This is a genomic window from Streptomyces sp. NPDC001544, from assembly GCF_042894285.1.
In the GTDB taxonomy this organism is placed as follows: domain Bacteria; phylum Actinomycetota; class Actinomycetes; order Streptomycetales; family Streptomycetaceae; genus Streptomyces.
Genome location: NZ_JBIAVN010000015.1, coordinates 20,366 through 36,703, shown reverse-complemented (window position 1 = coordinate 36,703; position 16,338 = coordinate 20,366). Strand labels below are relative to the sequence as shown.

The following is a 16,338-nucleotide window of genomic DNA, read 5'->3' as shown; positions in this document are numbered from 1 at the left end:
CGATCACGGGCGCAGGCCTCCGAGCCGGCCGAGCACGTCGGTGTCCGGCGCGATCCGGTCGTCGGCGACGATCCGGCCGTCCCGCAGCCGCACGATCCGGTCGCAGTTGGCGGCCACCTCCGCGTCGTGCGTCGCGACCAGCATCGTCATCCCGTACCGCTCACGCAGTGAGAGCAGCAGATCGATGATCTCCCGCCCGGTCCCGCTGTCCAGGCTGCCGGTCGGCTCGTCCGCCAGCAGCAGCCCGGGGCGGTTGATCAACGCCCGGGAGATGGCGACCCGTTGCTGCTGACCACCGGACAACTCCGAGGGCAGCGCGTCGGCCCGGTCCAGCAACCCGACCGCGTCCAGCAGCTCCCTCGCCCGGGAGCGCCGGTCGAAGTCCACCCGGCGGGGGAGCACCGGTGCGAGCACGTTGTCCAGCACGGTCAGCGCGGGCAGCAGATGGAAGCGCTGGAAGACGAAGCCGACCCGGCGGCGGTGGGCGTCCAGGCGACGCGCCGTCAGCTCCTCCCCGTCGGCGGCGACAGTGCCCTCGTCCGGCCGGTCCATTCCGCCGAGCAGATGCAGGACGGTGGACTTCCCCGAGCCCGACGGCCCGGTGAGCGCGACGGCAGCGCCGCTCTCGATGTGCAAGTCGACGGCGTCCAGCGCGGTCAGCCCTGTGTACCGGCGACTCACGCCTCGTAACGTCACGTCCACCGTGTGCCCACCCTCCTGCATTGCCACAATGCAGCGGTACATTGTCACAATCCAAGGGGCCTGTAAACGCCGACGCATGAGGGGTGTCCATGCCACTGCATCACGCGGTGCTCGCGTTGCTGGCCAAGGGGCCGGACCACGGGTACGAGCTGAAGGCACGTTTCGAGGAAGCCATCGGTCCGCAGTGGGGCGGCCTCAACATCGGTCACCTCTACCAGATACTGGACCGCCTGGTCCGCGACGGCTACGTCACCAGGTCCCACGTGACCCAGGCCGATCGGCCGGACAAGACCCGCTACACCCTCACCTCTGCCGGGCGGGAGGAGTTGCTGGGCTGGGCGACCGGCGCGTGGGTGCGCACCGGCGGATTCCGCGACGAACTGTTCCTCAAGCTGTTCGGCGCCTCGTCCCTGGGCCCCGAGGCCCTGGACACCCTGGTGACGGCGCAGCGTCAGACGTATGTCTCGGAGCTCGCCGGTCTGACACGGCTGCGGCGCTCCCACGCGGCCGACCCCCTGGTGTCCCTGCTCATCGACGCGGCCATCGCCCACACCAAGGCCGACCTGGAACTCGTCGACACCGCCGCCCAGCGGCTGGCACCGCTCGCCGAGCGCAGCGCCGGCGCGCGGTCGCGAGCCGACCCGCACGGTGACGAGGACCACGGGCCGACGCGGGAGCAGGGGGCCTGACCGGACGGGGCCCGCGGGAATGGTGCGGGGACCGGTGTTGTTGTCCTGAGCGACTGACATGCCCGGGTCATCGCCGGGTGGTCGGTGAAAGGAGACCCTCATGGCACGCAGCACCGTGCGTCCCGTCGTCCGGCTGAAGTCGACCGCGGGGACCGGCGCCACCTACGTCACGCGGAAGAACCGTCTGAACGACCCCGACCGGCTCGTCCTGCGCAAGTTCGACCCGGTCGTCGGCAAGCACGTCCCCTTCCGCGAGGAACGCTGACCCTCACCGAGGCTGACCGTCCGGCCCGGTCCCGCCACGCGCGGGGCCGGGCCGGCCCCGTGGGCCGTGGGCGCGGTGGCCACGCACCCCACGGGGGCGGACGGTGCCGACGAACTCACCGTCTTCGCCGTCAACCGGAACCAGGGCGAGAACGTCGAACTGGCCCTGGACCTGCGGGCGTTCCCCGGTTACGCCCCGGTGGGGCACCCCCGCGCCACCGACACCCAGGCGGAACCCGACCGGGTGCGGCCGTACGCCGTCGACACCGGTTCCGTCACCGACGACCGTCTCACCCCGGCCCTGCCGCCCGTCTCCTGGAACGTCATCCGGCTGCGTCACGCCGGCTGACACCCTTTGAGCCCAGCCGCTTCCGGTCTTCCTGTTCCCCCTCCGCAGGCCCGGCTCGCTTCCCGAGCCGGGCCCACGGGCATGCTCCCCGGGCCTCACCGCGCGGTCGGCTGTGCGGTGCTCTCCCGTACCACCAGTTCCGTCGCCACCTCCACCCGGGTCGGTTCCGGCTGCTCCCCGGACAGCAGCCGCAGGACCATCCGCGCGGCGAGCGCGGTCATGTCGGCCAGGGGGGTGCGGACCGTCGTCAGCCGCGGGGTCACCCAGTCCGCGAAGGGCAGATCGTCGAAGCCGACCACACTGACGTCCTCCGGTATGCGCAGGCCGAGTTCGGCGGCGGCCCGATAGGTGCCCAGTGCCTGGTGGTCGCTGCCGGCGAAGACCGCGGTCGGGCGGTCGGCCGTGGCCAGCAGGTCCAGGGCGTGCCGGTGGGCGAGGCCATGGGTGAAGTCGCCGTAGCGCACCAGTGCCGGGTCGAAGGGCAGACCCGCCTCGGCCAGTGCCGAGCGGTAGCCGTCGACCCGCGCCCGTGAGGTGAGCCGCCGTTCGGGGCCGCTGATGATCGCGATGCGCCGGTGGCCCAGTTCGACGAGGTGGCGGGTGGCGACCAGTCCGCCCGGCCAGTTGGTCGCACCCACCCAGGGTGTACCGGGCGCGGGTTCGTCGATCGGCGCCACCAGCGCGTACGGAATGCCCAGCCGGCCCAGTTCCTCGTGCTGCCGCGGGGTCAGTTCGGGCACCACCAGGATCGCCCCGCGGGTGGGCCGGGTGGCCAGCGAGTCCAGCCACTGGCGGGCTCGCCGGGTCCTGCCGTGCGTGGCCGAGACCACCAGCCCCATGCCCGCCTCGTTGAGCGCCTCCTCCGCGCCCCGGATCAGCTCCACCGCCCAGGGGCTGTCGAGTTCGTTGATGACGAAGTCGATCAACCCGCCGGGCGGCGCCGCGGTGGCCACCGGGCGGTGTTTCGCCAGATAGCCGTGCTGTTCCAGGAGCCGCTGCACCCGCGCCCGAGTTTCCGGCGATACATCGGATCTATTGTGCAACACCTTGGAGACAGTGGACACCGAAACGCCAGCGTGTTCCGCAATGTCGGCCAGCGTGCGCGGTCTTCCCTCGTCTGATCCTGTCCGAACCGTTGACGTCATCGGATGAATCTCCTACGTTTCCGGGGGCGGTCGCCGGTTGCGAAAACTATCGCAATCCGGGTCACCGGAGGAGAGCTCCCCGGCTGTAAAGGTGGTCCCCGATGAAGAGATGGCACGCCGCTTCCCTGGCCGCGGCCCTGGCGCTGGTGGTCTCCGGATGCGGAGGAACCGGCGGTGGCGGCACATCGGGCGGCGGGAAGGGAGAGCTGCTGGTGTGGGTGGACAACACCCGGATGCCGGCGGCGCAGCGGTACAAGAAGGCCCATCCCGATCTGAAGATGCGGATCGTCACCATCCCGCCCGACGCGGGCTACGTACCCACCAAGATCTCCCTCGCCAACCGGACCAGGAGCGGCTGGCCTGACGTCGTCTTCCTGGCCAACCCCGCCGAGGCGGCGACGCTCGCGGGCGCCAGGTTCGGCTACGCGGCACCCCTCGACGACCTCGTGCCCAAGTCCGTCCGCGACGGCTTCGCACCAGGCGCCCTGGACACCTGCACCTTCGGCGGCCGGACGTACTGCCTGCGCAACGACATCGCCCCGACCGTGCTCTGGTACGACACGACCCTGATGAAGAAGTACGGCTACCAGGTCCCCACGACCTGGGCCCAGTACCAGCAGACCGGTCTGAAGGCGGCCGAGGAGCATCCCGGCACCATCGTGGGAGCGATCAACGGCAAGTACGGCGCCGGAATCTACTTCGGCAGCAGCGGTTGCCCCACCCGCGACACGCTCAACCTCACCAAGGTCGACATCGACCTCACCGATCAGCGCTGCGCCCGGGTCGCCGACCTGCTCCAGCCACTCGCCCGCAAGAAGGCCGTCACCACCGTCGCGCCCATCGACCCCGCCTTCGCCAAGCTGGGCAAGGACGACAAGATCCTGATGCTGCCGGGACCCGCCTGGTTCGGCGACTTCATGTTCCAGCCCGCCTTCCACGTGCCGAAGGGCCGCATCGCCGCCGCCCCCATGCCCACCTGGCCCGGTGAGAACAAGTCGTACGCGGGACAGGTCGGCGGCGGTGCGTTCCTGGTCTCCACACACGCCGGGCAGCGCGCCAAGGCCGCCGCGGACCTGGTGCGCTGGATGACCACCGACGTCGCCCTCCAGGCGAAGCAGCCCACCTACCCCGCCTTCACGGCAGCCGCCCGCAAGTGGGGGGAGGCCAAGTCGAAGGACCCGTACTACGCCTCCGATCCGATGCCCGCCCTCAGCGCGGCGGCCGGCGCCCTGCGCCCCGGCTTCGGCGCGGTCCGCTACGAGGCCGACTGGCAGAACAGCTTCAACGACAGCCTCGGCAAGGCGGCCGACTCCGGCGGCTCCCTCAAGGACGCGCTCGGCCAGTGGCAGGACAAGCTCAAGAACGCGGCCGAGTCCACCGGGTACACGGTCGGATGAAGACACTGACCCCGCCCCGACCCGTGACGGTGAGGGCCGTGCCGCCGGTGCCACCCCGCCGCAGGCGGCCCGCGCACACCGCCGCCGTCTGGATCCTCGCCGGCCCCTACGCCCTGTTCCTCGTGGTGTTCGGGCTGGCCCCCGCCGGATACGCCCTGTGGACCTCCTTCGTCCACGACGGCTCCTTCACCGGGCGCGAGTGGACGGCCGTGTTCCACGACTACCGGCTCGGCGACGCGGCCGCCCACGTGACGACGTATCTGCTGCTGTGGCTGCCGATCCTGCTGCTGACGGTCCTGTCGCTCGCCTTCACCCTGCACGCCCGCCCCGGCCGCGCCACCGCCGCGCTGCAGCTCGTCTACTACCTGCCGGGCGCGGTCACCGGATCGGCCGCGGCGCTCCTGTGGCTGTTCATGGTCAGCCCCGACAGCAGCCCGTTCGCACCCCTGCTCGGACTCATGGACGTCACAAGCGCCACGGACGCGCTCTCCGGCGGGAGTCTGCTCGCGGTGCTCACCGTGATGGGTGTCGCGGTCCACGCGGGCGGCTGGATCGTCGTCCTCCACGGTGCGCTCAACGCGCTCCCCAAGGACGTCCTGGAGCAGGCCCAGGTCGACGGCGCCTCGGCCTGGCGGACCATGTGGCACATCAAGCTGCCGATGGTGCGCACCTACGTCGCCTTCGTGCTGATCTCCAGCTTCGCGTCCGGCAGCCAGGTGTTCGTCGAACCGACCGTGCTGTCCACCGGCGCCCCCGGCCAGATCAGTCCGGCCTGGTCCGTCAACCAGCTCGCCTACGTGTACGCCACCCAGGACGGCGACTTCGGAAAGGCCGCCGCCCTCTCACTGGCCATGCTCGCGGTCGGGCTGCTCGCCGCCTGGATCGTGATCACCCGCACCCGCATGTACACCACGGAATCCCGGTAGGTGAGGCGATGACCGCTCTCTCCCGCGGCGCCCGCGCCCTCTTCCTGCTCGGCGCCGCCGTCTTCTTCGCCCTCCCCCTCCTCTGGTTACTGCTCGCACCCACCCGCACGGCCGACGACCTGACCACCGGATCACCGCTCGGCTTCGGCTCCCTCGGCAACGTCGGGTCCGCCTGGTCGCACCTGACCTCGTACAACGACGGTGAGATCACCCTGTGGATCGGCAACTCCGTCATCTACGCCGTCGCGAGTGTGGTCCTCGCCCTGCTGCTGTGTGTACCGGCGGGCTACGTCCTCGCCAAACACGACTTCGCCGGGCGCCGCACCCTGCTGACCCTGTCGGTCGTGACGATGATCCTGCCGCCGGCCGCACTGGTCCTCCCTCTGTACCTGGAGATGTCGGCGGTCGACCTCACCGGCACGGTCTGGTCGGTGATCCTTCCCCTGTCGTTCTACCCCTTCGGCGTGTACCTCGCCTTCCTGCACTTCCAGGCCAACCTGCCCGACAGCCTGCTGGACGCCGGGCGGGTCGACGGCGCGAGCGAGCTGCGCCTGTTCTGGTCGGTCGCGCTGCCGCTGGCCCGGCCCGCGCTCGCACTGATCGCCTTCTTCGGGTTCGTGCGCTGCTGGACCGACTTCTTCCTGCCCTTCGTGATGCTGTCCGACGACCGCACCTTCACCCTCCAACTCGGCCTGATGTCCCTGCTGCAGTCCACCGGAGCGGTCAACAACTCCAGTGGGTTCGCCGATCTCGACATCCACCAGCCGGAAGCGGCCCTGGCCGGACTCGTGGCCTGCGCACCCCTGTTGATCGGGTTCGTCCTCGCGCAGCGCTATCTGCGCACCGGGTTGCTGGCGGGGGCGGAGAAGGGCTGATGGACTTCCGGGGCGAGACCCACGCACGCACGGAACTGACGGACCGCTTGACGGAGTTGACCGCACCCCTCGCGCACCGTTTCAGTCCCGGCCGGGCCCGGATACGGCTCGGCGTGAACACCGCGATCCACGACGACACCGCCGCCGAACTGGAGGCGTTCGCCCGGCCGATGTGGGGCCTGGCCCCGCTCGCCGCGGGCAAACAGGCGGTGCCGCACGGGGAGTTGTGGGTCGCGGGACTCACCCACGGCAGCGACCCCGCACACCCCGAGTACTGGGGCGAGCCCGGTGACCGGGACCAGCGCATCGTCGAGATGGCCGCCATCGGCTTCGCCCTGGCACTCGCCCCCGAACAGTGGTGGGACCCGCTGAGCGGCGCCGCACGCGACCGGCTGGCCCGCTGGCTGCGCAGCGCGCTGCCCCGCGAGACCGCCGACAACAACTGGCACTTCTTCCCGGTGCTCATCGGCCTCGGCCTCGACCGGGTGGGCGCAGGACACGACCGCTCGCTGACCGCCGCCCGTCTGAGACGCCTGGAGACCTTCTGGCTCGGCGACGGCTGGTACGCCGACGGCCCCACCGAGCGGCGCGATTACTACGTGCCGTGGGCGATGCACTTCTACGGGTTGCTGTACGACACGCTCACCGGCGGGACACGCTTCAAGGAACGGGCGGCCCGCTTCGCGCACGACTTCCGGCACTGGTTCGCGGACGACGGCGCCGCCGTCCCCTACGGCCGCAGCCTCACCTACCGCTGGGCGCAGGCGGCCTTCTGGGGCGCGCTGCCCTTCGCCGGTGTGGACGCACTGCCGTGGGGCGCCGTCAAGGGCTACCTGCTGCGGCATCTGCGCTGGTGGCAGGGGAGACCGGTGACCGGACCGGACGGGTTGCTGTCCATCGGGTACGGCTATCCGCAGCCCGCGCTCGCCGAGCAGTACAACGCGCCCGGCTCCCCGTACTGGTCCCTGAAGGCGTTCCTGCCGCTCGCCCTGCCCGAACACCACGACTTCTGGACCGCACCCGAGGAACCGGCACCCGAACTGCCCGCGACCAGCGCCCAGCCCCACGCGGGCGCGGTGCTGATGCGGGCCCACGGCGACGTCACCCTGCTCGCCGGGCGCCAACACCACTCCTGGGTGCGCCACGGCGCCGAGAAATACGCCAAGTTCGCCTACTCGACCCGGTTCGGCTTCAGCCTTCCCGGCGGCACGGTCGGCCTGGCGCAGGGCGCCTACGACTCCGTGCTGGCGCTGAGCGACGACGGCGGAACGCACCACCGGGTGCGGGAGGAGCCGGCCGGCTGGTACGTCTCTCCCGGAAGCGGCACCGGCACCGGCACCGGCACCGTGCACAGCACCTGGCACCCCTGGCCCGACGTGGAGGTCACCACCTGGCTGACCGCCCGGCCACCCTGGCACGTGCGCGTCCACCGGGTCCGCACCGGCCGGACCCTGCACACCGCCGAGGGAGGCTTCGCCGTGGACCGGGACGCCGGCACCGACCGCAGGACCGGCCCCGGCTACGCCCGGGTGTCGGCCCCGGCCGGACTGACCGGCATCCGGGACCTCGACGGCCCGCGCCCGGGCGAGGTGGTCGACTGCCTGCCCGGCACCAACGTCCTCGCCCGGCGCACCGCCCTGCCGGTACTCGTCGGCCGGCTCCCCCCGGGGGAGCACTGGCTGCGGTGCGCGGTGCTCGGCGCCCCGGACGGACCCGAGGCCGAGAAGGCCTGGCGACACCCCCCGACGACTGGAGACGGGACATGAGACTCAGACAGCTGTCCGTACTGGCCGCCGTGACCGCGCTCCTGGCCCTCCCGGTCCAGGCCCGCGCGGCAGGCCCCGCCCGCACCTACCACGTCGCCCCCTCGGGCAGCGACCACGCGTCCGGCTCCCAGGCGCACCCCCTGCGCACCATCGGCGCCTGCCTCGCCCATGTCCGCCCCGGCGACACCTGCCTGGTCCACCGCGGCACCTACCGCGAACAGCTCACCCCGCCCTCCGGCACCGAGGGCGCCCGGATCACCGTCGCCGCGTACGGCGACGGCCCGGTGACCGTCGACGGCACCGAACCGGTCGCCGGCTGGAAGAAGGCGGGCGCCAACCTGGTCGCCGCCGACACCGACCTGCCGCTCGACCCCGACTTCAACGCGGTGTTCCTGGACGGCGGCCGGGCCGCCGAAGGCCGCTGGCCCAACTCCGGCGCCGACCCGCTCAACGCCACCTGGGCGGAGGCCGACCCCACCTCCACCGACCAGCACATCGACGACACCGACCTGCCCGACGCCGACTGGACCGGCGCCACCGTGCACCTGTGGGCCGGCTCCAACCCATGGGCCCAGCAGACCGGCACGGTCACCGCCACCGCCCACGGCAAGCTCGACTTCAAGGGCGGCAACCACCGTTGCCCACCGCTGTGCATGGGCAACCAGAACTACCGCAACTACTACCTCGTCGGCTCCAAGGCGGCACTCGACCAGCCGGGGGAGTGGTACTACGACAAGGCCGCCCACCGCCTCTACCTGGTCCCCCCCAAGGGCGGACTCGCCGGACACACGGTGACCGCCAAGCACCGGCAGTGGGGCGTGGACCTGAGCCACAGCTCCTACGTCACCGTGCGCGGACTCAACCTGTGGGGCACCTCCCTGCGCACGGGCAACGACAGCGAGGGAGTCGTCGTCGACGCACTCCACGCGACCTACATCTCGGAGTTCTCCACCCTCCCGATGCCGCCGGACAGCGACCTCGCGATCCCACCGTTCGAGGGCCACATCGTCGCCTCACGCATCCTGGACTCGGGCGTCCAGCTCCTCGGCACCGGCAACACCCTGGAGAACAGCGAGATATCGCAGTCGGCGGGAGACGGCATCCTGGTCCGCGGCACCGGCAACACCGTCACGAACAACTACATCCACGACGTCGGCTGGATGGGCAGCTACACACCCGGCATCGAGATCAACGGCAACGGCCACACGATCACACACAACACGATCCGCCGCACCGGACGGGCGGCCATCGACACGGCCTGGCAGCTCAACGGCACGGAGTTCCACAACAACCGCATCGCCTACAACGACATCTCGGAAGCCATGCGCACCTCACGCGACGGCTCCCCCTTCTACGTCTGCTGCAGCCTCGACGGCTCCGGCAGCTCCATCGACCACAACACCGCGCACGACGCCGACGGCCAGGTCGGCTACTACGTCGACAACTACTCCGGCCACTTCCTGCTGCACCACGACGTGGCCTGGAACACCGGCAGCCGGGGCGCCTTCTTCAACGGTCACACCGGCCCGAGCATCGCCAACCAGGACCACAACTCCAGCTACGGGATCGGCATCGACGGCACCTCGGTGCAACTGAGCGGTGCGACGGACGCCTCCGGCTCCTACTTCAGCAACATCGTCGGCCCGAAACCGGTCACCGCGACACAGAAGGGCGACCCCCTCCCGATCGTCCGCTCCAACCTGATCAGCGCCGATCCCGGCTACACGGACGCCGTCAACGGCGAGCTGTGGCTGAAGCCCGGTTCACCGGCCGTCGACGCGGGCGAGACGATCGAGGGCATCACCACCGACGTCCGCGGCGCGGCCCCCGACCAGGGAGCGTACGAGTACGGCGCACCGGTCTGGTCCACCGGCTGCGACCTGCCAGGCTGCCAGGAGCGGGTACGCCACGGCGACTGGACCGTCACCGCGAGCGACGGCACGGACGCCTCCGCCGCCGTCGACGGGGACGTCAACACCCGCTGGACCGGTGCCGCCGCACAGGCACCCGGACAGCACCTGACCGTCGACCTCGGCGAGAGCAAGACCTTCGACCGGCTCTCGCTCGACGCGGGACGCGACACCAGCGGCCAGCCGTACGGCTTCTCGGTCTCCGTCAGCCGCGACGGCACCGACTGGAGCCGGCCGCTCGCCCGCGTCTCCGGTCGGTCCTTCACCCAGGACGCGGTGTTCCCACGGCAGACCACCGCGCGCTACGTACGGATCACGCTCACCGCCGCCGGACCCGTCCCCTGGGTCGTCAACGACATCCGGCTGTACGGCGCCGGACCCGACGCCGCCTCGACACTCCAGGCCGAACAGGCCACCGGGACACCAGGCCCGGTGCGGGACATCGCGGCCACCACCCTGCGCGGCGGCGACCGGGTGGGATTCCGCAAGGTCAACGTCCGGGGCAGGCACCTCACCCTGCGCCTCGCCCCCGCCTGCGGGCGCGGCTGCTCACTTCAGCTACGCCTGGACGCAGCCGACGGTCGCCGGGCCGCGGTGGTGCCGCTCAGCGGCACGGGCGACTGGCAGGAGCGGTCCGTCACCCTGAAGCACGAGGCCACCGGATCACATGACCTCTACATCGTGGCCAGGGGCACCGGCCGGGTCGCCGCGCTGGACTGGCTGACCATCCGCCCTTGACCCATGCCGAACGGGCCGGGCGGGAGAAGGCGCCCGGCCCGTTCGAGCGTGGCGGTACCGGTCAGACCGTCCCGCTCGCGGCGATCGTCACCTTCGCCTTGGGCGCTCCGCTCTGGCTGCCGAGGGATTCGATCCGGTCGACGATGTCCTGACCCTCCACGACCTCGCCGAAGACCACGTGCTTGCCGTCGAGCCAGTCCGTGACGACGGTGGTGATGAAGAACTGCGACCCGTTGCTGTGCGGACCCGCGTTCGCCATGCTCAGCAGGTAGGGGCGGTCGTGCTTGAGGGTGAAGTTCTCGTCCTGGAACTTCTCGCCGTAGATGCTCCGGCCGCCGGTGCCGTTGCCCCGGGTGAAGTCACCGCCCTGGAGCATGAACTGCGGGATGACCCGGTGGAACGAGGAACCGGCGTATCCATAGCCGTTCTGGCCGGTGGCCAGCTCACGGAAGTTCCTGGCGGTCTTGGGGACGACGTCGTCGAAGAGCCTGAAGGTGATCCGGCCGGCCGGTTCGTCGTTGATGGTGATGTCGAAGTAGACGTTCTCGCTCATGGCGATCAACCTACCCTCAACCGGTCTCCGGGGTCGCCGAGGCCCCTCCCGTGGCACACTGCACGGCATGACCACCCTCACCCCCGCCCGCGCGCTCCTGCTGCTCAGCAGCGGGATCACCTGCCTGGTGGCCGTGGCGGGCGGCGTACTGGGTGCGCTCCTCGGCGGCTGGACCGCGTCGGCGGTCGCCGGCCTGTCCGCCGGAGCCGTCTGCCTGACCGCCTCCGTCCTCGTCCGGCGGAAAGCCATGGCCGGCTTCGCCGTCGCGGAACAGGAGGCGATGGCCCGCGGCTATGCCGAGGGCCTCTCCCACGGCCTCCTCACCGTCGTCGCCCAGTACGAGGCGGCCGTCTTCCCCCTGAGCGCCGGCGGGGTGAGCGACGAGGAGCGCCTCGCCCGTCGCGGCGCCGCGTACCGGGTCGCCGCCGAGGCCGCCCTGCCCACCCCGGTACGCGCGGCCGCGGCCGCCGCCTTGGCCGCGCTGGACGAGGGGGATCCTCGTCGCTCCCGCGACACCATCGGCAGGCTCGTGGCCACCGTCAACGGCGGAACCGGCGCCCTGGACCGGTAACGGCTCTCTCCCGCCTACCATGGAGTCATGGGCGAGATCGTCGTCGTGTACGAACTCGACAAGCCGAACGCCACACACGCCTCCCCGGACCCCGGCGGTGAGGAGCGGCCCGTGCGCAGGGTGCACGCGGCGCCCACGGCTCCGGGGGCGCCCACCGCCACCGGACCGCGGACCCTGTGCGGCAAGGACACCTTCGCCATGCGGGCGGCTTCCCGGACCTCCTCGGAAGCCCTCGGAGCGCCCTGGTACCCGGCGCGGTACGCACCCGTGGTGTGCCCCGACTGCGCCGCCGTGATCGAGACCTGACCGGCACACCACCTCGCGAGGGAGGCCTGCCATGAGCACCGGAGCTTCCGAATACGACACCTGGCTGTACTCTCACACCCCCTCCCAGGCCGAGGGCGAGCGCGACGAACCGACGGAACGCGCGGCCGCGGAGCAGCACCCGGACGTCCCGAGGACCGAGCCGTCCCAGGCGGAGGGGGAGAGGGACGACATCAGGCCCGCGTGACCGCTGATCGTCTCCGGCCATGTGCCCCTGGGTGGCGCGTAGTTGTAGCGTGACCGGATGATCTCGAGCGACGTGTACCGGGAACTGGGCGAGGCCGCCTGGTCGTGGGTGCTGAACCAGGTACGTGAGGACGAGGGGCCGTGGCTGCCGGAGACGGTGCCGGACGACGGCCCGGTCACGGCGCCGTCGGAACACCGCGACACGCTGTACTCGGGGATCGCGGGTCTCGCCCCGGTGCTGGCGGAGATCGCGCAGTACCGGGAACCGGTCGAGCGCGAGCGCACCCTGGCGACGGGGATCGTGACCAGGCTGTCGGCGCAGGCGGCGGACAGGACGGAACCGTCGCTGTACGACGGTCTGGCGGGCGACGCCATGGCGCTGAGACTGCTCGCCCCGGGCAAGGAGGAGGTCGCGCTGCGGCGGCTGGCCGACCTGGCGACCCCCGAGGGGTGGCGGACGACGGTCGACTTCGTGCCGGGTTCCGACACGCCCCTGAACGACATCATCATGGGCGCCGCTGACGGCGGTCTGGGCGGGCGGAGAGTACGCGCCGGCGATCGCGGCGACCGGCTGCGAGGCCCTGCTGCGAGTGGCCGACCGTACACCGGCCGGCCTGGACTGGGGGATCGCGGCGGACACGGAGTGGAGGGCGCCGAACTACTCGCACGGCACCGCGGGGGTCGCCGCGGCGCTGGCCGTGGCCGGTGCGGCACTGCACCGGCCGGACTTCGTCGAGGCAGCGGTGGAGGGAGCCCGGCACGTGCTGGCCATGGGCTCCCTGGAGGACGGCGGATTCATCGTCCCGCACACCATTCCACCGTCGAAGCGGGAGGTGGAGCCGGTCACCTACACCTGGTGCCACGGGCCTGCGGGCACCTCCCACCTGTTCGCCGCGCTGTCGTACGCGGGTGTCGCCGAGGTGGCGGGCCACGACGTCGGTGAGCTGCGGGACCGCTGCCTGACCTCGATCCTCACCTCCGGAGTCCCGCGGCGCCTGCGCCCCGGGTTCTGGGACAACGACGGCCGCTGCTGCGGAACGGCGGGCGTCGGGGACATACTCCTGGACGCGGTGCAGGACTGCGAGGACCCGGGAAAAGCGGAAACCCTTCTGCGGGCGGCGCGCGTGATGGGCGACGCGCTGGCGGAGCGGGCCGTCAGGGACGAGGACGGCGCCCGCTGGCGCTTCCTGGAGCACCGCGAGGACCCACCGCTGCTGCCCCCGGGCACCGCGTGGATGCAGGGCGCCGCCGGTATCGCCGCGTACCTCCTCCGCCTCGCCCGGTTCCTCGAGACCGGCCCGGACGCCCCGGTGGTGGACCGCCCGGACCAGTGGTGGGCGGTACCGGCGCGCCTGCGCAGTACCGCCGCGTAACGGGCTCTGCGGGGTGAACGGCCTCGGTCAGGCGCCGACGTAGGCCGCGAGGTGCTCGCCCGTGAGGGTGGACCGCGCGGTGACGAGGTCGGCGGGAGTGCCCTCGAAGACGATCCGGCCGCCGTCGTGGCCGGCGCCGGGACCGAGGTCGATGATCCAGTCGGCGTGCGCCATCACCGCCTGGTGGTGCTCGACGACGATGACCGACTTGCCGGAGTCGACGAGCCGGTCGAGCAGGGCCAGCAGCTGTTCCACATCGGCGAGATGAAGGCCGGCGGTCGGCTCGTCGAGGACGTAGACGCCGCCCTTCTCCGCCATGTGCGTGGCAAGCTTGAGCCGTTGCCGCTCGCCGCCGGACAGCGTGGTGAGCGGCTGCCCGATGGTGAGGTACCCGAGCCCGACGTCGACCAGCCGCTGCAGGATCCGGTGGGCCGCCGGGATGTGTGCCTCGCCGGCGCCGAAGAACTCCTCGGCCTCGGTCACCGACATCGCCAGCACCTCGCTGATGTCCCGGCCGCCCAGGTGGTGGTCGAGGACCGATGCCGCGAACCGCCTGCCGTCGCACTCCTCGCACGTCGTGGCGACACCGGCCATCATCGCCAGGTCGGTGTAGACGACCCCGGCACCGTTGCAGGTCGGGCAGGCGCCTTCCGAGTTGGCGCTGAACAGCGCCGGCTTCACGCCGTTGGCCTTGGCGAACGCCTTGCGGATCGGGTCGAGCAGCCCGGTGTACGTAGCCGGGTTGCTGCGCCGCGAGCCGCGGATCGCGGTCTGGTCGACCGACACCACACCCGTACCGGCGGGGATCGACCCGTGCACGAGCGAGCTCTTGCCGGAGCCGGCGACGCCGGTGACGACGGTGAGCACGCCGAGCGGGATGTCGACGTCGACCCCGCGCAGGTTGTGCGTCGTCGCGCCGCGGATCTCCAGCATCCCGGTGGGCGTGCGCACCGTCTCCTTGAGGGCTGCCCGGTCGTCGAAGTGGCGGCCGGTGAGGGTGCCGCCGGTGCGCAGCCCCTCGACGGTGCCCTCGAAGCAGACGGTGCCACCCGCCGTACCGGCGCCGGGGCCGAGGTCGACGACGTGGTCGGCGATCGCGATGACCTCCGGTTTGTGCTCGACGACGAGCACGGTGTTGCCCTTGTCCCGCAGCCGCAGCAGCAGGTCGTTCATCCGCTGTATGTCGTGCGGGTGCAGGCCCGTGGTCGGCTCGTCGAAGACGTACGTGACGTCGGTGAGCGAGGAGCCGAGATGACGGATCATCCTGGTGCGCTGTGCCTCGCCGCCGGACAGCGTGCCCGCCGGCCGGTCGAGCGAGAGGTAGCCGAGGCCGATCTCCACGAACGAGTCGAGGGTGTCACCCAGCGCCACGAGCAGTGGTGCCACCGACGGCTCGTCCAGTCCCCGCACCCATGCCGCGAGATCGCTGATCTGCATCGCGCACGCGTCGGCGATGCTGATCCCCTCGATCTTCGACGACCGGGCGCCTTCGTTCAGCCGGGTACCGTCGCACGCGGAGCAGGTGGTGAAGGCGACCGCCCGGTCCACGAACTCGCGGATGTGCGGCTGCATCGCCTCCCGGTCCTTGGCGAGCATCGACTTCCGGATCCGCGGGATCAGCCCCTCGTACGTCATGTTGATGCCCGCGATCTTCATCCTGGTCGGCTCGCGGCGCAGGAAGTCGTGGAGCTCCTTCTCCGTGTACTCGCGGATCGGCTTGTCGGGGTCGAAGAAGCCCGACTCGACGTAGAGCCGGGAGTTCCAGCCGCCCCCCTTGTAACCGGGGACGGTGATCGCCCCCTCGGTGAGCGACTTGGAGTCGTCGTAGAGCTGGGTGAGGTCGAGGTCGGTGACCGTGCCCCGGCCTTCGCAGCGCGGACACATCCCGCCGGTGATGCTGAAGCTGCGACGCTCCTTCACGGTCTGCCCGGCACGCTCCACGGTGACCGCGCCCGCACCGCTGATCGAGGCGACGTTGAAGGAGAACGCCTTCGGCGAGCCGATGTGCGGCCGCCCCAGCCGGCTGAAGAGGATGCGCAGCAGCGCGTTCGCGTCGGTCGCGGTGCCGACCGTGGAGCGGGGGTCGGCACCCATCCGCTGCTGGTCGACGATGATCGCGGTCGTCAGCCCTTCGAGCACATCGACCTCGGGCCGCGCCAGCGTCGGCATGAAGCCCTGCACGAACGCGCTGTAGGTCTCGTTGATCAGCCGCTGCGACTCCGCGGCGATCGTGTCGAACACGAGCGAGCTCTTGCCCGAGCCGGAGACACCGGTGAACACGGTCAGCCGGCGCTTCGGGATCTCGATACTGACGTCCTTGAGATTGTTCTCGCGCGCGCCGTGCACGCGGATCAGATCGTGGCTGTCGGCGACGTGCGACGCAGGGGACTGCGTGTCCGTGCTCGTGGCCATGCTCATCGTGTCTCCATCTGACGTCTGGCTGTCCTTCGCCGGCGCGCTGGTGGCGACGGTATGGCGGTCACACTAGGTCCGCCCCGATGATCGGCGCTTCTCGAATTCTGCTCCATCGGGCCGGCGGCCGTCACAGCCGGATGACGACCAGAGCCGCG

The 16,338-nt window shown here is 71.3% G+C and carries 16 protein-coding genes; 12 read left to right on the top strand and 4 right to left on the bottom strand.

Annotation, left to right across the window (positions count from 1 at the left end; all coding sequences use genetic code 11):
* Positions 1-3 precede the first annotated feature (3 nt).
* Positions 4-681, bottom strand: a complete 678-nt coding sequence (locus tag ACFY0F_RS29975) for an ABC transporter ATP-binding protein (RefSeq protein ID WP_388800978.1) — start codon at positions 679-681, stop codon at positions 4-6.
* Between the two features lie 110 nt (positions 682-791).
* On the opposite strand from ACFY0F_RS29975, the gene ACFY0F_RS29970 reads away from it, so the two are divergent.
* The 3 genes from ACFY0F_RS29970 to ACFY0F_RS29960 all read left to right on the top strand — a co-directional run bounded on the left by ACFY0F_RS29970 (position 792) and on the right by ACFY0F_RS29960 (position 2,004).
* A complete protein-coding gene (locus ACFY0F_RS29970) occupies positions 792-1,391 on the top strand; it encodes a PadR family transcriptional regulator (RefSeq protein ID WP_388800976.1) in 600 nt (199 codons plus the stop codon).
* A gap of 100 nt (positions 1,392-1,491) precedes the next feature.
* A complete protein-coding gene (gene rpmG, locus ACFY0F_RS29965) occupies positions 1,492-1,656 on the top strand; it encodes a 50S ribosomal protein L33 (RefSeq protein WP_388800973.1) in 165 nt (54 codons plus the stop codon).
* 75 nt (positions 1,657-1,731) lie between these two features.
* Complete coding sequence (locus ACFY0F_RS29960; protein WP_388800971.1) at positions 1,732-2,004, top strand: hypothetical protein; 273 nt, start codon at positions 1,732-1,734, stop codon at positions 2,002-2,004.
* 95 nt (positions 2,005-2,099) lie between these two features.
* Here the strand turns inward: ACFY0F_RS29960 and ACFY0F_RS29955 are convergent, their stop codons facing one another.
* Positions 2,100-3,149, bottom strand: coding sequence for a LacI family DNA-binding transcriptional regulator (locus ACFY0F_RS29955; RefSeq protein ID WP_388800968.1), 1,050 nt, complete (start codon positions 3,147-3,149; stop codon positions 2,100-2,102).
* A gap of 101 nt (positions 3,150-3,250) precedes the next feature.
* On the opposite strand from ACFY0F_RS29955, the gene ACFY0F_RS29950 reads away from it, so the two are divergent.
* The 5 genes from ACFY0F_RS29950 to ACFY0F_RS29930 are packed head-to-tail and all read left to right on the top strand — an operon-like array spanning position 3,251 to position 10,761.
* Entirely contained in the window at positions 3,251-4,546 is a 1,296-nt protein-coding gene (locus tag ACFY0F_RS29950) for an ABC transporter substrate-binding protein (protein WP_388800965.1), read from the top strand.
* Positions 4,543-5,472: a carbohydrate ABC transporter permease gene (locus tag ACFY0F_RS29945; protein ID WP_388800962.1), complete on the top strand. Its 930-nt coding sequence runs from the start codon at positions 4,543-4,545 to the stop codon at positions 5,470-5,472. Before ACFY0F_RS29950 ends, ACFY0F_RS29945 begins: the two co-directional genes overlap by 4 nt.
* Positions 5,473-5,480: 8 nt before the next feature.
* Entirely contained in the window at positions 5,481-6,347 is an 867-nt protein-coding gene (locus ACFY0F_RS29940; protein ID WP_388800959.1) for a carbohydrate ABC transporter permease, read from the top strand.
* On the top strand, positions 6,347-8,113 hold the full coding sequence (locus ACFY0F_RS29935; protein ID WP_388800957.1) for a DUF2264 domain-containing protein: 1,767 nt from the start codon (positions 6,347-6,349) through the stop codon (positions 8,111-8,113). Before ACFY0F_RS29940 ends, ACFY0F_RS29935 begins: the two co-directional genes overlap by 1 nt.
* Complete coding sequence (locus ACFY0F_RS29930) at positions 8,110-10,761, top strand: discoidin domain-containing protein (RefSeq protein ID WP_388800953.1); 2,652 nt, start codon at positions 8,110-8,112, stop codon at positions 10,759-10,761. The genes ACFY0F_RS29935 and ACFY0F_RS29930 overlap by 4 nt, the downstream gene beginning before the upstream one ends.
* Before the next feature lie 61 nt (positions 10,762-10,822).
* Here ACFY0F_RS29930 and ACFY0F_RS29925 read toward each other — a convergent pair whose 3' ends face one another.
* Positions 10,823-11,314 (bottom strand): peptidylprolyl isomerase, encoded by a 492-nt coding sequence (locus ACFY0F_RS29925; protein WP_388800950.1) that lies wholly within the window; start codon positions 11,312-11,314, stop codon positions 10,823-10,825.
* Between the two features lie 67 nt (positions 11,315-11,381).
* Between ACFY0F_RS29925 and ACFY0F_RS29920 the strand changes: the two genes are divergently transcribed.
* The 4 genes from ACFY0F_RS29920 to ACFY0F_RS29905 all read left to right on the top strand — a co-directional run bounded on the left by ACFY0F_RS29920 (position 11,382) and on the right by ACFY0F_RS29905 (position 13,768).
* On the top strand, positions 11,382-11,885 hold the full coding sequence (locus ACFY0F_RS29920) for a hypothetical protein (protein WP_388800947.1): 504 nt from the start codon (positions 11,382-11,384) through the stop codon (positions 11,883-11,885).
* 27 nt (positions 11,886-11,912) lie between these two features.
* Positions 11,913-12,191 (top strand): hypothetical protein, encoded by a 279-nt coding sequence (locus tag ACFY0F_RS29915; RefSeq protein WP_388800944.1) that lies wholly within the window; start codon positions 11,913-11,915, stop codon positions 12,189-12,191.
* 31 nt (positions 12,192-12,222) lie between these two features.
* Positions 12,223-12,396 (top strand): hypothetical protein, encoded by a 174-nt coding sequence (locus ACFY0F_RS29910; RefSeq protein WP_388800942.1) that lies wholly within the window; start codon positions 12,223-12,225, stop codon positions 12,394-12,396.
* A 589-nt stretch (positions 12,397-12,985) separates the two neighbouring features.
* Positions 12,986-13,768 carry a lanthionine synthetase LanC family protein gene (locus tag ACFY0F_RS29905; protein ID WP_388800939.1) on the top strand — a complete coding sequence of 261 codons (783 nt, stop codon included), beginning with the start codon at positions 12,986-12,988 and terminating at the stop codon, positions 13,766-13,768.
* A gap of 27 nt (positions 13,769-13,795) precedes the next feature.
* Here ACFY0F_RS29905 and ACFY0F_RS29900 read toward each other — a convergent pair whose 3' ends face one another.
* Entirely contained in the window at positions 13,796-16,186 is a 2,391-nt protein-coding gene (locus ACFY0F_RS29900) for an ATP-binding cassette domain-containing protein (protein ID WP_388800936.1), read from the bottom strand.
* Between the last annotated feature and the right edge of the window lie 152 nt (positions 16,187-16,338).